General features: G+C 39.8%; 11 protein-coding genes. 1 reads left to right on the forward strand and 10 read right to left on the reverse strand.

Features of this window, described 5'->3' with window-relative positions:
- The 5 genes from AC3ANL_RS14355 to AC3ANL_RS14375 all read right to left on the reverse strand — a co-directional run bounded on the left by AC3ANL_RS14355 (position 1) and on the right by AC3ANL_RS14375 (position 5,948).
- Entirely contained in the window at positions 1 to 867 is an 867-nt protein-coding gene (locus tag AC3ANL_RS14355; protein ID WP_488325121.1) for a branched-chain amino acid ABC transporter permease, read from the reverse strand.
- Positions 868 to 878: 11 nt separating this feature from the next.
- Entirely contained in the window at positions 879 to 2,045 is a 1,167-nt protein-coding gene (locus AC3ANL_RS14360; protein ID WP_488325122.1) for an ABC transporter substrate-binding protein, read from the reverse strand.
- A gap of 418 nt (positions 2,046 to 2,463) precedes the next feature.
- Complete coding sequence (locus AC3ANL_RS14365; protein WP_488325123.1) at positions 2,464 to 3,720, reverse strand: allantoate amidohydrolase; 1,257 nt, start codon at positions 3,718 to 3,720, stop codon at positions 2,464 to 2,466.
- Between the two features lie 205 nt (positions 3,721 to 3,925).
- Complete coding sequence (locus AC3ANL_RS14370) at positions 3,926 to 5,389, reverse strand: 4-hydroxyphenylacetate 3-hydroxylase family protein (protein ID WP_488325124.1); 1,464 nt, start codon at positions 5,387 to 5,389, stop codon at positions 3,926 to 3,928.
- A gap of 49 nt (positions 5,390 to 5,438) precedes the next feature.
- Entirely contained in the window at positions 5,439 to 5,948 is a 510-nt protein-coding gene (locus tag AC3ANL_RS14375) for a flavin reductase family protein (protein WP_488325125.1), read from the reverse strand.
- Positions 5,949 to 6,174: 226 nt separating this feature from the next.
- On the opposite strand from AC3ANL_RS14375, the gene AC3ANL_RS14380 reads away from it, so the two are divergent.
- Positions 6,175 to 7,479, forward strand: a complete 1,305-nt coding sequence (locus AC3ANL_RS14380) for a helix-turn-helix domain-containing protein (RefSeq protein ID WP_488325126.1) — start codon at positions 6,175 to 6,177, stop codon at positions 7,477 to 7,479.
- Between the two features lie 17 nt (positions 7,480 to 7,496).
- Here AC3ANL_RS14380 and AC3ANL_RS14385 read toward each other — a convergent pair whose 3' ends face one another.
- The 5 genes from AC3ANL_RS14385 to AC3ANL_RS14405 form a co-directional block, all read right to left on the reverse strand.
- Positions 7,497 to 7,592 carry a hypothetical protein gene (locus AC3ANL_RS14385; protein ID WP_488329728.1) on the reverse strand — a complete coding sequence of 32 codons (96 nt, stop codon included), beginning with the start codon at positions 7,590 to 7,592 and terminating at the stop codon, positions 7,497 to 7,499.
- A 454-nt stretch (positions 7,593 to 8,046) separates the two neighbouring features.
- Positions 8,047 to 8,868 carry a formate dehydrogenase accessory sulfurtransferase FdhD gene (gene fdhD, locus AC3ANL_RS14390; protein ID WP_488325127.1) on the reverse strand — a complete coding sequence of 274 codons (822 nt, stop codon included), beginning with the start codon at positions 8,866 to 8,868 and terminating at the stop codon, positions 8,047 to 8,049.
- 30 nt (positions 8,869 to 8,898) lie between these two features.
- On the reverse strand, positions 8,899 to 11,256 hold the full coding sequence (locus AC3ANL_RS14395) for an FdhF/YdeP family oxidoreductase (RefSeq protein ID WP_488325128.1): 2,358 nt from the start codon (positions 11,254 to 11,256) through the stop codon (positions 8,899 to 8,901).
- Between the two features lie 154 nt (positions 11,257 to 11,410).
- Positions 11,411 to 11,773 (reverse strand): Na-translocating system protein MpsC family protein, encoded by a 363-nt coding sequence (locus AC3ANL_RS14400; protein ID WP_488329729.1) that lies wholly within the window; start codon positions 11,771 to 11,773, stop codon positions 11,411 to 11,413.
- A 660-nt stretch (positions 11,774 to 12,433) separates the two neighbouring features.
- Positions 12,434 to 13,831, reverse strand: a complete 1,398-nt coding sequence (locus AC3ANL_RS14405; protein ID WP_488325129.1) for an amino acid permease — start codon at positions 13,829 to 13,831, stop codon at positions 12,434 to 12,436.
- Between the last annotated feature and the right edge of the window lie 19 nt (positions 13,832 to 13,850).

Here is a 13,850-nt window from a genome sequence, read left to right on the forward strand (position 1 = left end):
TTACACTTTCTGCTGAATGATTTTACCGAAGATTCCTTGAGGACGAACTAGTAAAATAAATAGTAAGATGACCATCGCGACCGCATCCCTATAGCCTGAGGAAATAAATCCGGCGGCAAAGCTTTCAATTATACCTAGTAATAAACCCGCAATCATGGCACCTGGTATATTCCCCATCCCCCCCATAACAGATGCGGTAAATCCTTTCAGTCCAGCGAATACGCCCATGGTTGGATAAACCAGGAATACGGGTCCTACTAATATTCCTGCAAGTGCACCAACAGCAGAACCGATTGCAAATGTGATAGAAATAATCTTATTTGCGTTAATTCCCATTAATTGTGTCGCATTAATATTTTGCGAGGCGGCCTGAACCGCTTTTCCCATAAGCGTTCTATTAATAAATAACTCTAGTACGATCATGACAAGGATGGTGAGTATAATAATAAAAACATAGTGTTGATTGATCTCCATATCTCCTACCATAAAATTCTTGGAAAGAAAGGGTGAGGTTAATCTCTCTGGTGTAGCTCCCCAAATATATTGCGCAAGATTTTGGAGTACAATGGAAATCCCAATCGCGGCAATCAGCAAATTTAACTTTGGTGCTTTTCTCATCCTCATGTAAACCACTTTCTCCATTAAATATCCGAGAAAGGCTCCTGCACATACTCCACCGAGATAGGCTACCCAAATCGGTGTATCTAATAATAGAAGATAAAGGGACACGAATGCCCCTCCCATATAGACTTCACCATGTGCAAAGTTGATAAAACGAAGCACATTCCACACCATGGTGTAACCAATTGCCATTAATGCATAAATACTGCCGAGGACAATTCCATTGATTAATTGATCTACGAACACAAATTATCCCCCTATTCCGATTCTTTAATCACCTTAAAGTTCCCGTTTTGAACCTGCATGATCATAGGAGTATTGGCACGATCACCATTTTTATCAAATTTAATTGGTCCTGTAATTCCTGTCATCTCAATGCCAGCCAAAGCATCGCGGGATTTTTCAGCGTCGCCTCCGCCTTTTTCTAATGCTTTGGCAATAGCCATGGCGGCATCAAAAGCAATCGCCGTATTAGCCTGGGCCGGAACGTTATTTTTTTCAGCTAACGCTTTAAAATCTTTCATTTCTGCTGTATCTGCATTTAAATCAATCATCGAGGCAAAAATATGATTTTCGACAGCCTCTCCACCTAGTTTGATGAGCTGCTCTGAATACATGGAATCATCTGGCGAGAAAAACTGAACATTTAACCCTGCCTGCTTTGCCTGCTGTTCGATCAAGGCGACCTCATTATACAAGCCTACTACCATGACGGCATCCGGTTTAAGAGTTTTAATCTTTGATAATTGAGCAGAAAAGTTTTTATCACCTGGGTTATATTTTTCGGCGGCGATAAAATCTACTCCCAGTTTTTTTGTAGATTCTTTGGCGGCATCATACATCGTAATTCCGTAGTCGGTATTTTCAAATATGGCGGCAATTTTCTTTACATTTTTTTCTTGTGACATATAATTCATTACGGCAGGAACGTACACCGAACCTGTTAATATAACACGGAAAAGGTATGGATTATTTGTTTTAGACAAATCCGGGCTGGCCCCCATATTTAAATGCAGTACTTTTGCCGGACCGGAGACTTCTTGAGAAGCCAAAGTCGGCGATGAATTATATCCTCCAATAATGGCCTTTACGCCATCGTTTGTTATCATTTTATTCACCACGGCGACTGCTTCAGATGGAGTGGCTTTATCGTCGCCTACTACTAACTCGAGCTTTTTCCCATTGATTCCGCCATCGCTATTAATCTTTTTAAAAGCAAGCTCCACGCCATTTTTCATATCCTGTCCATATTGGGCATTATCACCGGTCATCGGTGCCTGAAGCCCCACACGAACCGTTTCTCCACTATCTGACGAGGAATTACTCGATCCTGACGAAGAATTTTTTGCTGAACACCCTACCAATAGGACTGCTAAGACCATAAACATAACCGTCTTTTTAACGAATAATTTTTTAAAATTCACCAACTGTGGTCCCCCTTTATTCTTTTTACTTATATAGAAATACAGCAACTTAAGATAACTATATTTGCAAAATCAATCACAGGGTTTTAGATGACGTGGTTGTTTTGGGGTTAATTCTTGATGCCTTTCAATGAAGAGTAGGACGGATATAGGCGGCTCTAGTCATTAAGCGACTTACTGTATTGCTTATTAGTTATTTATGCCAGGCAATTCCTCCAATAACTGTTTATCATTTGGTTTTTATTAACGGATTTTTTCTTTAATTATTCTTTTAATTTAAAATAACAAATTCACAGTGTTAATGTCAATTGAATTTTCTAAAGATTCGATATTTTATAAATATTTATTTTGCTATTTATCATAATGCTATTAGAATTAAGATTTTAGTAGAATAGCAGCTTTCTAGAGAGTGCTTATCTTAAACATTCAGCTCTGTTTCAGAAAGTGTGCGGTCCAACTGAAAAATACCCTGCAAAACTAAATTTCCTGCTTTTTCGACATCTGCTGGATTACTGTACTCTTCTGGGCAATGACTTTTCCCGCCAATACTTTTCACGAAAATCATGACCGATTTTGTAACGCTTGCCATATGAGCAGCATCATGGACAGCCATGCTTGGCAAGGTCAAAAAAGGTTCATTCATTTCTCTGGCCGTGTTTTCAAGAACAGCCACAAGCTCATGATCTAATACAACTGGTTTTTGATCAAGAAAGACTTCATGCTGGATGATAACTTGTCTTTTTTCGGCAATCTCCTTCCAAACCTTATCGATGGCCTTTACCGCGTTTTGAATGGCTTCCACCGTCTCGGCTCTCACTTCTAAAATGAAGTCAATTTGGCCGGGAATAATATTCGCAGCATTCGGTTTTACGTTTAATTTTCCGACAGTTCCAACCAAATTCCCTTTCGTTTTGCAATACCTTTCTAGCTCAAGAATCATTTCAGCTGCAGCAGCCAGAGCATCTTGTCTATTTTCCATCATTGTGGTGCCTGAGTGATTGGGTTCCCCTATTACTTTTACAAAACTACGAAAAGTTCCAACAACCCTATTAATAACTGCCATAGCAAGATTGGCATTTTCTAACCGATGCCCCTGCTCAATATGAATTTCAATAAAAGCTTTTTTATCTTTTTGCATCGTTTCCATCATAGAGAATTTGTCTAAGCCCCCACCCACTTTATTTAATTCTTCAGCAAGGAGTGATCCTTTGGAATCACGGGCATCTTTTAAATATTCTGGCTTAAGCTTGCCCGAAAAGGCGCGGCTGCCAAAGGTAGATAAATTGAAATCGTTAGATTCTTCTGCAGTAAAAGAAACAATTTCAAGATCATGATCCAGTTGAATATGATGATCTTGTAAAGTTTTTACGATTTCTTTGGCCGTAAGGACACCTAGCGGCCCATCATATTTACCCCCATTTGGAACTGAATCCAAGTGGGAGCCAATCACAATGCTTCCCTTCTTTTTTCCAGTTCCCTTATATTTGCCCCATATATTTGCGGCTCCATCAATTGTGACCTGTAAGCCCATTTCCTTTAATTCTTCAATAAATAACTGTCGAACTTGGTGATCGGCTTTAGAGAAACTAGGTCTTGTGATTCCTCCATGTTCATCTTTCCCATACTTTGCATATTTCTCAATGTCATTTTGTATCCGACTAAGATTTATTTTCAAGACACTAAGCCCTCACTTTCCAGCTCTCTCATTGTCTACTATCTTTTGTTTCAATAAAAGAGAGCAACTATTGGTATTCCACCAGAATCGCTGCTCCAGATTTATATTTTTAGTTTAAAATATCACTCTACTAATTTAAGTTTATTCCTGTTACAGTAAAGTTCCTTTCTTTTAAAAGGGAAATATCGCCAAAGAAAAATTAGAATTAGCGGTTAGAAAGATGAGCGGACTGTTTGATCCCTGCTGCCTTTCGCACCAAATCACGTTGCGGCTCCATATCAAAGTTATTAAACACGGCCAATTGTTGAGCAAATGGCGGACTTTGGGCAAATAATTCAAACGTGGTTCGATGGCCTGCATAAGACGAATTTACCAAATCTCTTGCGAAGTAAAGTAATCTTCCTCGATCTTCTGGTGTCCAGTCGCCTACAGAATAATATTCATCAATATATGGCTTGATTTCCGGATCTGCCATGGTTGTCGAGTCCGGCGTTACGGCTAATTGACCGCCGACAAGCTCTCTTGTTAAATGCGCCATTGCCGGGAAATTTGCTAATGCAAATACACGGCCAGTATAAAGAAGTGATTGATTTGGCATCATTAAACCGCCTGGACTTCTTTCCGCTTCGGCAACTGCTGCGGTTAAATGAGCATTGATTCCTTCACGGTAGTTGATCAGCTGAGATATTTTTTCTTTTACTGCTTGAAGATGAGTTAAACCGGTTTGTTCGACATTTAATAGGGCGGCTCCGATTAAATAATCGGCCCGGCGCAACATTCTAAGAGTGTAATTAAAGGCAGAATATCGATGAAGAGTAGAACGGATATAGGCGGCTGAATCTAAGGAGCGATGGAAAAGGACATTTTCCCATGGAATTAAGACGTTATCAAAAATAAGCAGGGTATCAATTTCTTCAAATTTTGTTGCGATCGGATAATCTTCTGGGTTTCGATCTTTACCAAGGGAGGTCCGGCAAATATGCTTCAGTCCAGGTGAGCCCATATCGCAAATGAATCCACAGGCAAATGGTGCCATTTTTTCAGACCCGGCATTCCAGTCCAAAATCGTGGGTTTCACGAACGCTTGGTGTGCATAGGCGGCGGCCGTCTCAAATTTTGCCCCTTTCACCACAATTCCTTTATCATTTTCCTCCACGACATGAAGCAGTGTTCCACCATCTTTTCCACCGAACAATTTGCTTCTATCACCTTTCGGATCAGTGTTGGCGGATACATGGAACAAATCTTCCCTTGCAACCCGGTCGATATGATACCTTATATTCTTTGCATACGTTGGATCGATTTCATTTAATTTATCCTGGGCGTCATATAGGGACCACATTTCACCGATCGTTTCATCCCCAACCCGGTAAACGACACCATTAAGATCGTCGAGAACAGTTTCGACATGCTTTCGAATGGCAGATAAGTCTTCTTTCGTTTCAGGCGCTTTGTAAGCACGGGAAACGATTTCGCCATCAGGAAGTCTTGCCGTCAGAGTATCGGCATACTTGGCCTCTAGTGCCATATCATACATTCTCGCTTTTACATCAATGATTGGCTTAAACGATGGATGTTCGGCGATATTTCGAACCTTTACTCCATCAATATAAACCTCCCTGCCGTCATTCAGTGATTCACGGTACTGCTCACCCGTCATTAGTGCCATTTAATTTCCTCCTCCAAGTTTTATCCTTTCAAATCTAAATCTAATTCAACTAATCTTCTGTAAAGTGACCAAATTTACCACGAAAGTAAACCAATGGTTCACCGCTATCTGCATGGGCCGTTTGCACTTCAGCAAGAAAGACGGAATGAGTGCCTCCGGTTACTTCCTCTACTACACGGCATTCAAGATAGGCCAATGTTTGTTTAAGAACAGGATTGCCGAGCTCCCCATAAGAAAAATCAACATTCTGAAATTTATCAGTGTTGGCCCTGGCAAATTGTAGGGCTAAATCTTTTTGTGTTTCCGTCATTATGTTGACTGTAAAGGTTTTAGATTCCGATATTGCCTGACAAGTTCCCGTGCTTTTATTGATACAAACAAGCAGCATGGGTGGTTCAACGGAAACGGAGCTGACAGCACTAGCGGTAATCCCAAAATTTATGCCATTATTAGTTACGGTAATAATGGAGACACCGGTAGCAAAGTGGCCGATCACATGTTTATATTGATTTTGTTCCACTATAGGTGCAGTGTTCTGGTTATCCTTTGATGAGTTCATGTTACGAACATTCCCCCTTTTTGAATATACGGAATATTTCTTAATGTATTCCTTTAACGAAACTATACAGCGGAAGATAATGGTTGTCAACAGAATTTTCAAAATATTCAACGAAATTACCGTGTAAATGTTAAAAAGCTGAAATAACTTCTAGTTAAAGAAGATTCTTCATAAAATGGTAATTTATCGTTATAATTAAATAATAATCTTTTTTGGGGGTGATTATTTGAAACCAAGAGCTGGAATTATCGGGCCAGAGGACAGTGTCCAACTTACTTCAGAAATTGCAATAGAATATAGTGACCGGCTCCAGCCTGTTCCATTCATATATAGGGATACGGAAGAAGCAGCAGACATCATAAGAAATAATCACCATTTAGTTGACTTTTGGATTCTAACTGGCCCGGCACTTTATAATTCATTTCATAAAAGCGGCGTGAACCAACCCTTTTATTTACTTAAGTTAGATGGGGCGAGCTTAACAAAGACTTTGGTTGAAATCGGTTACAATGATAAAAAAAGGCTTGAAACGATCAGTATTGATATGCTGCCGAAACGAGATGTTTATGAAACCTTCCGAGATCTTAAGATTCCAAGCGATCAGGTGTATGTTCATGAGTATACGAATGAAACACCACTTCAGAATCTACTATCCTTTCATCAACAACTATATCGAAATGGGCAAGTCAATCTTTGTATCACTTGTTTACGCGCCATCTATGATCAGCTGCGTTCGGAGAACATCCCCTCCTATCGGGTGACTCCTACGAGAAGTAACATTCGCGAGACCTTATCATCAGCCGTTCAGCAATGGGAAACGCTCCATTTTAAACAGTCACAAATTGCAGCAATACTCGTAAAGGTGCAAGGAATAGAGAAAAAAGATGTTCATAATTTGGTGACTTATGATCTGCATCGATTACATTTAGAAATTCAGGCGGCCGTTTTAAACTTTGCAGAATCGATATCGGGATCATTTGTTTCGGTAGGAATTGACATCTTTGTTATTTTTTCAACAAGAGGTTCGATTGAAGAAACGGAGAAACCAATTACTTCTCTTTTGGAAAAATTAGCATTAATTACGGACTTACCCTCTAATATTGGTATCGGCTACGGTGATACTGCCCTATCTGCCGAAGAAAATGCTCGTCTCGCGATAAATCATGCCCAAAACTATGACTCTTTTTGTGCTTTCCTTATTGATGATAACGGAAATATTGAAGGGCCTTTAAAAGAACAAGAAACCATTACCTATCAATATCGCACAGAAAATAAGGAAATAAGTGAGAAACTTAAGCAAAGCGGGATAACGATTACAACTTTTAACAAAATTTTATCGGTTCAAAAAAGAATGGGGAATGGTTCCATCACCGCCTCTCAAGTGGCGGAATGGCTAAAAATGACACCAAGAAACGCCCGGCGAATTCTAACAGGATTAGTGGAACAAGAAATGGCCGAAATTATCGGGGACGAGGCTCCTACTTCTAAGGGCCGGCCGAGGAAAATCTATCGAGTAAGTAATGAAATATAACATGCAGGAAATCAGCACTAACCATATTGCTGTAATGAACAGGTTGAGCAATTGCAATCAGGATTTCTTTCATAGAGCCTTTGCAAAAGTTCTAATCCATCCATATCCGGCATGCGAATATCCGTTATCACTAAATCAGAGTATCTTGATCAAATATTGCTTGATAGAAACAGGAAGAAGATTGGATTTAAAAAAATTAATTAGCGGAATTTAAGAGTCCACAAAAATTTGTAGGCTCTTTTTCCTTTCTTCTAATTGGAAGGTTAAGGAGAATTATCAAAAGGGCTTCCCCTTTATTGGGCAGCCCTTGTTTATTTTTATTGTATCAACGTTATGAGAGATGTGAAAGTATCGGCTACGCAGACACCAAGTATTTTGCAAAGGTTTTCTCTAAAACGTATGGGATGTTACCACGAGAATATAGGCAAACAATCTAAAGCACCCATCAATTGTAAAAATAAACGGTGCCAATCATATTGGCACCGTTACATAGAAAAATACGAGTGTCGAAACTCTCTATCATTCTAAATAAAAGTGCCGACTTTTCTATTCATATAATACGGATATTTACATATACACAGAAGATGAACGATCATATTCTATTCCTTGAATCCGTTCCGGATGGGTGTATACATTGAATCCGTTTCCCCGTATAAAACCAACTGCCGTAATTCCAAGTTCCTCTGCTAAATCTAAGGCTAGATTGGTAGGAGCAGATTTAGAGAGGATAATTCCAACGCCAATCTTAGCTGACTTTAGTAAAACCTCAGAAGAAATTCGACCACTGAAGGCAATTATTTTATCCTTTAATGGAATCCGATTGATCATACAATAACCAAATAGTTTATCTAGGGCATTATGGCGTCCGATATCGGTTCTAGATACAACGATTCCATCACTGGTGCATAATGCCGCATTATGAACACCACCGGTTTGTTGGAAATGTGAGGAACTTTCCTGCATCTGCTTCATCAGGTCGCGACAGTGTTCCGGTGTAACTGTCAATTTCGTCATCACCGTCTTTGCGGTCTTCATGTCATTATGAAAGTAAAATTGCCGGCCTTTTCCACAGCAAGAACCAATAAATCTCTTTGAGTGGAAATCCTTTTGAATACAGTGTTTATTTAAAAGTTCAACATATGCGAATCCCTTTTCTTCATCGATGTGGAGGGATTCGATGTCCTGATAAAACCGGATAACACCCTCGGATGCTAGGAAACCAACCACCAATTCTTTCCATTCAGAAGGAGTACAAACCATGGTGGCAAATTCATTACCATCTAGAATAATGGTTAACGCTGTTTCAACAGCAATGTCATCTTCCTCCTCGAAAAAGCCTTGTCCATTATATCTGACAATGTTTTGAGTAGTTGTAATCTCCCTTAACAATATTGTCCCCCCCTCTCCATATTTTTCCTATTAACTAACTTCGGTTTCAAGATCTTCTACTGCCTTTTCTAGATACTGTGTGTCCTTACGAGCGTTATACCGCTCGGCCTTTTCAACATTTACAGTAATATTGTAATCTGGGATACCAGCAAACTTCTCGTACCTGCCCCGCGGCAGCAAGAAGTTACCTTCTGGGAAGTGTACTTCTAAATTCCCAGGTGCAATATCAACGAACTTTGCCGTACCTTGGAAGACACCAAAACCGTTGTATACAACGATACCTTCCCCCTGAGCGATGCTTAATTTTTGACCATCAACAGGACTCATTAAAACGTCATAGCGTCCTGCACCGTTTAATGGATCAACTTCTTTATAAACCATCGAATTAAATTGTTTGCCCCGACGTGATGTAATGATAAACTGTTCTGGCTTTTTAGTTAGATCAGGAATTTCAACTGGAATTAAGGTTGCTCTGCCATCTGGCGTAGGACAAATTCCATCCTCGCATAACCATGCACCGCCCCACTGGAATACGTCCCCTTGCTTTTTCAACTGTTGGATTCCTTCGTAATCTGGGTTTGCTTTCGCAATTTCTGCTCGAATCGCAAAACCATCGGCAAAATCAACCAAGTGTGCTGTTTCAGGTTTTACCCGCTTTGCAAGGTCGATATAGATCTTCCATTCAGCACGTGCTTCTTCAATTTTGTTTTTGTTCCCTGGGATTTCAGGAGAAAAGTAAACCATCCGTTCTGTGGACGTGCTAGTCCCGCCATCCTCTTGCTCATAACGCGTTTTAGCTGGCAGTACGATAACCGCTTCTTTGGCATCGACTAATGTGGAGGTATTTAGAATAATATCTTGGTGCACCCGAACCTCAAGCTCTGATAAGGCATATTCAATGAAGTCTGGGTCCGGCATCGTCTCTAAAAAGTTACCACCAGATAAGTAATAAAGCTTCACTTTCCGTTCATGGTCTTCTGGAAGCACAATATTTTCCAAGGTCACACCAACGATATCCCCCTGCCATTTTGGAAGCTCAAATCCCCAAAGTTTTTCTATTCTTTCCACATTCTTGTCATCCCAGCCACCACCAGGCAGCACGAATGGATCTGCTCCCATTTCGCCGCTCCCCTGAACACTGGAGTGTCCGCGGAATGGCATGAGACCCGCATGTTTACGTCCTAGGTGGCCGCGAAGCAATGCCAAATTTGCCACTTGTGATATATTGTCTGTTGCAAAAGAGTGCATGGTTAGTCCAAGTGCCCATGCATAGACAGCATTTTTACTATTTGCTAATAGCTCTGCCAATTCAATCATTCGTTTTTTTGAAACACCTGATGAGTCAATAATTTCTTCCCAACTTTGCTCCTGAACCTTGTTCTTTAGTTCCTCGTATCCGTTCACATGTTCTTGAACAAACTCATGATTTATTGCTGATCCATATGCTTTTTCTTCCATTTTAAACCAATGCTTCATAATTCCATGCATAAAAGCAATATCTCCGCCGATATTTACCTGGTAGAAATCATCGGCTATTTTCGTTCCGAATAATGCAGACTCAGGATTTGAGGGAATCCAGTATTTATCCATAGCCGGCTCACGGTATGGATTTACAACGATGATTTTGGTTCCTTTCTTCTTCGCTTCAAGCATGTATTTTGAAGATACAGGTGAAGAGTTTGAAGCCACACTCCCCCAAAACAATAAGACATCCGTTCCGATCCAATCCAAATAATTTGATGTAGAAGCCCCTACACCAATCGAGCGTTTTAAAGCCGTCTTACTTGGAGCGTGACAAATACGGGAAGCGTTATCAATATGATTTGTCCCAAGAAAACGTGCTACCTTTGAGGCAACATAATAGCTTTCATTGGTAATTCCACGAGCAGTTAAATAAAAAGAGTATTGCTTTGGATTCAACTTTTTCATTTTGTTTGCTATTAAATCCATAGCTTCATCCCAACTAATCCGAGAGAAATTCCGTTCTCCTTTTCTGCGAATCATCGGATAGGGAATACGACCGAGCTTACGAAGCTCAGTGCTATCATATTTTCTTAATTCATCAATATCAGCATGAAGAATATCTGGCTTAATGGCAGGCATTGTATTTAACCTAAGTACATTCATACGTGTCGTACAAACATGCAGTCCTTCCAATGTCTGATCATATAAACCAGATACACCAAGCGCGCAGCCGTCACAAACACCTTTTGTAATAATATTCGTTGCATAGCCTAAATTATCTCGATTATCCCAAGCGATTTTCATCGTATCACGAATATGTTTTGGCTTTATTTTTCCTAGTCCGAAAGGGATAGGACTTACCCAATGTTCAGGAGCAGGCAATTTTGCTTTTTTTTGTGGTCCTGGATGAAGTGTATTTCCCATTTATATTTCCTCCTTTAGTGTTCCGAGTTTAAATAATCCAATAAAAAAACCACCAAGGAGACCCTCTAATGCTAAGGGTAATTCTCCGAGGTGGTTAGTCTTTAACAGGTTCGCTGTCAAGTACCAACAAGATTCAATTGGGTAAAAGTAATGGTTACAATGCTTTATGCTTATTTTCAATATCTTGATCAAAAACGAAAATCGACATCCCTCTGTCAACTTCAATATCAATATCAACAAATACATGAAGGAAGCTTGCTCCAAGCAATTCCTCCATTTCGATAGGATGGTTTTTCTTATAAATCTCTTTGACCATTTCTGTCCGAGCAGAACGGAGCATTTGTTTTCCTTCATCTGCAGTCGCAATAAATTTCTCAATTGGTGATAAATTTCCTTCAAACTCACAAATTGCCCAGCAATTACAAAAAGTCGTTCTCACTTGACTTGGGCCTTTTCCCATATGACGTTTTCGATACGCGCGAACAATATTACTAAATTCTGCTTCATATTTATTCACTTTCATTCATCTCATTTCACTTACTTTTACATCTTATATTCACTGTGTCAATGTTATTTTTAGTATACAATATTTTTAGGTAGATTACTAAATTGCTTGATTTTATTAATGATATTTCCTTCAACATTGTCCTATCATGTGTATCGGGTATTGAGAAAACAAAAATAAACAAACGTCATAAAGATTCATTAAATTGAATCCAAAAAAGCAGAATTCAATAGAATCCGTACAACGGTTTGCCTTAAACAGGGACGCTGTTTAGTACCAACAGTTTTAATAATGTACCTAACAAAATGAGATTCAACTCTTTAACCGATTAACAGGATCGCTGTTTCGTATTAATAGAGTCTCATATCTTATTAAAATATAATTTGTCGTAATTTTCTAACAATTCATTTTATATAATACCATGGAAATGAATTCAAAACAATAGATAATTTTTACGGTTTGCCTTTAAAATTTTACTTTTCCGTACTTTCCATTTAAATCAAAAATATCTTTGAGATTCGTGCCGGAATTACTAAGGAAATTCGGAATGTGGTGGATATGGAGGAAATCTATAAAATTATAAAATGAAGAATCAAAACAAACAGCCATCAATTTTTCGATGGCTGTTTGTTTTAAAGTCGGGAAAAGCAGACCCAATGAATTTGCAGGAGTTTAGATCGCTTCCCTCTCTGGCAGCCCCTTTGCTTGAAGATCTGCAGGTACACGCTTGTTTATTCCAAAAGCATAATAGCTGATTACCACAATTGCCAGGAACACAATACCCGCAATTAGCGATATCCGAGTGTCGTCATTGAACCACATACCGATAAGCACAGCTACCAGATAGGCAATTGTCACATAGTTAGTAACAGGCGCAAAAGGCATTTTGAATGGATGGGCGGCCATTTTTTCGGCATGCACTTTCCTGAACTTGATTTGGCTGATCAGAATGACAAACCAAGGAATCATTCCTGGAAGAACACTTGAAGCATAGACGTACACAAACAGTTTTTCCGGTGCAATATAATTTAGAACAACTCCGACGCCAAGGCCGATCAGTACACCAATGGTACCGAATAAAGGCACCCCTTTACTTGAAACCTTCGCAAACGCTTTTGGAGCTTGTCCATTAACGCCAAGCGTATAAAGCATGCGCCCTGCACTGTAGATACCGCTGTTGCAGCCAGACAATGCAGCCGTGATAACCACAAAGTTAATGATTCCGGCTGCAGCTGTAATACCGACTTTTGCAAAAGTTGCCACAAACGGACTTCCAATTGAAGTCAATTGATCCCAAGGATAAACGGTGACAATTACAAAAATGGCACCAATATAGAAAACAAGGATACGCCAAATGGTACTTTGAATTGCGTTCCTTATGGTTTTCTGAGGATCTTTCGCTTCACCAGCCGTAATACCGATAAGTTCTACACCTTGATAAGCACCAACAACGAGTGATAGTGCAAAGAGGAATCCTTTAACTCCGCCCGTAAAAAAGCCGCCATTAACCCAAAGGTTAGATAAGCCGAGCGCATCTCCTCCGTTACCCAAGCCGAAGAAAATCAGGCCGAAACCTGCCACAATCATCAAGACAATCGTCACTACTTTAATCAATGCAAACCAAAATTCGAATTCACCAAATGATTTTACAGAAATAAAGTTTGCTGTTCCAAGGATAACCATTGCGATAAGACCTGGAATCCATGCAGGAAGTCCTGGAAACCAATAATGCATATATGTACCGATCGCAATAACTTCCGACATGCCGACAACTACCCACTGGAACCAGTTGCTCCAGGCAGTCATGAATCCCGCAATTGGATGGATATACTTATAGCCAAATGTTGCAAATGAACCTGTACTTGGCTCCAAATAAAGCATTTCGCCCATGGCGCGCATAATCAAATATAGAAAAATTCCTGTAATTCCATATGCAAGCATTACAGATGGTCCCGTCCAGCCTATCGTGCTGGAAGATCCCATAAATAAACCTACACCAATCGTCCCGCCTAAAGCAATCATCTGAATATGACGTGAACTTAGACCCCTATTCAATTCCTTGTTTGCCATTTCAATTCCTCCTCTATGC

Source organism: Neobacillus sp. DHD-1R, from assembly GCF_057747995.1.

Coding starts and splice junctions, on each gene's coding strand:
- AC3ANL_RS14370 (WP_488325124.1), bottom strand. CDS start 5,389: ATGGCACTAATGACGGGTGAGCAGTACCGTGAATCACTGAATGACGGC.
- AC3ANL_RS14375 (WP_488325125.1), bottom strand. CDS start 5,948: ATGAACTCATCAAAGGATAACCAGAACACTGCACCTATAGTGGAACAA.
- AC3ANL_RS14385 (WP_488329728.1), bottom strand. CDS start 7,592: ATGCCGGATATGGATGGATTAGAACTTTTGCAAAGGCTCTATGAAAGA.
- AC3ANL_RS14395 (WP_488325128.1), bottom strand. CDS start 11,256: ATGGGAAATACACTTCATCCAGGACCACAAAAAAAAGCAAAATTGCCT.
- AC3ANL_RS14405 (WP_488325129.1), bottom strand. CDS start 13,831: ATGGCAAACAAGGAATTGAATAGGGGTCTAAGTTCACGTCATATTCAG.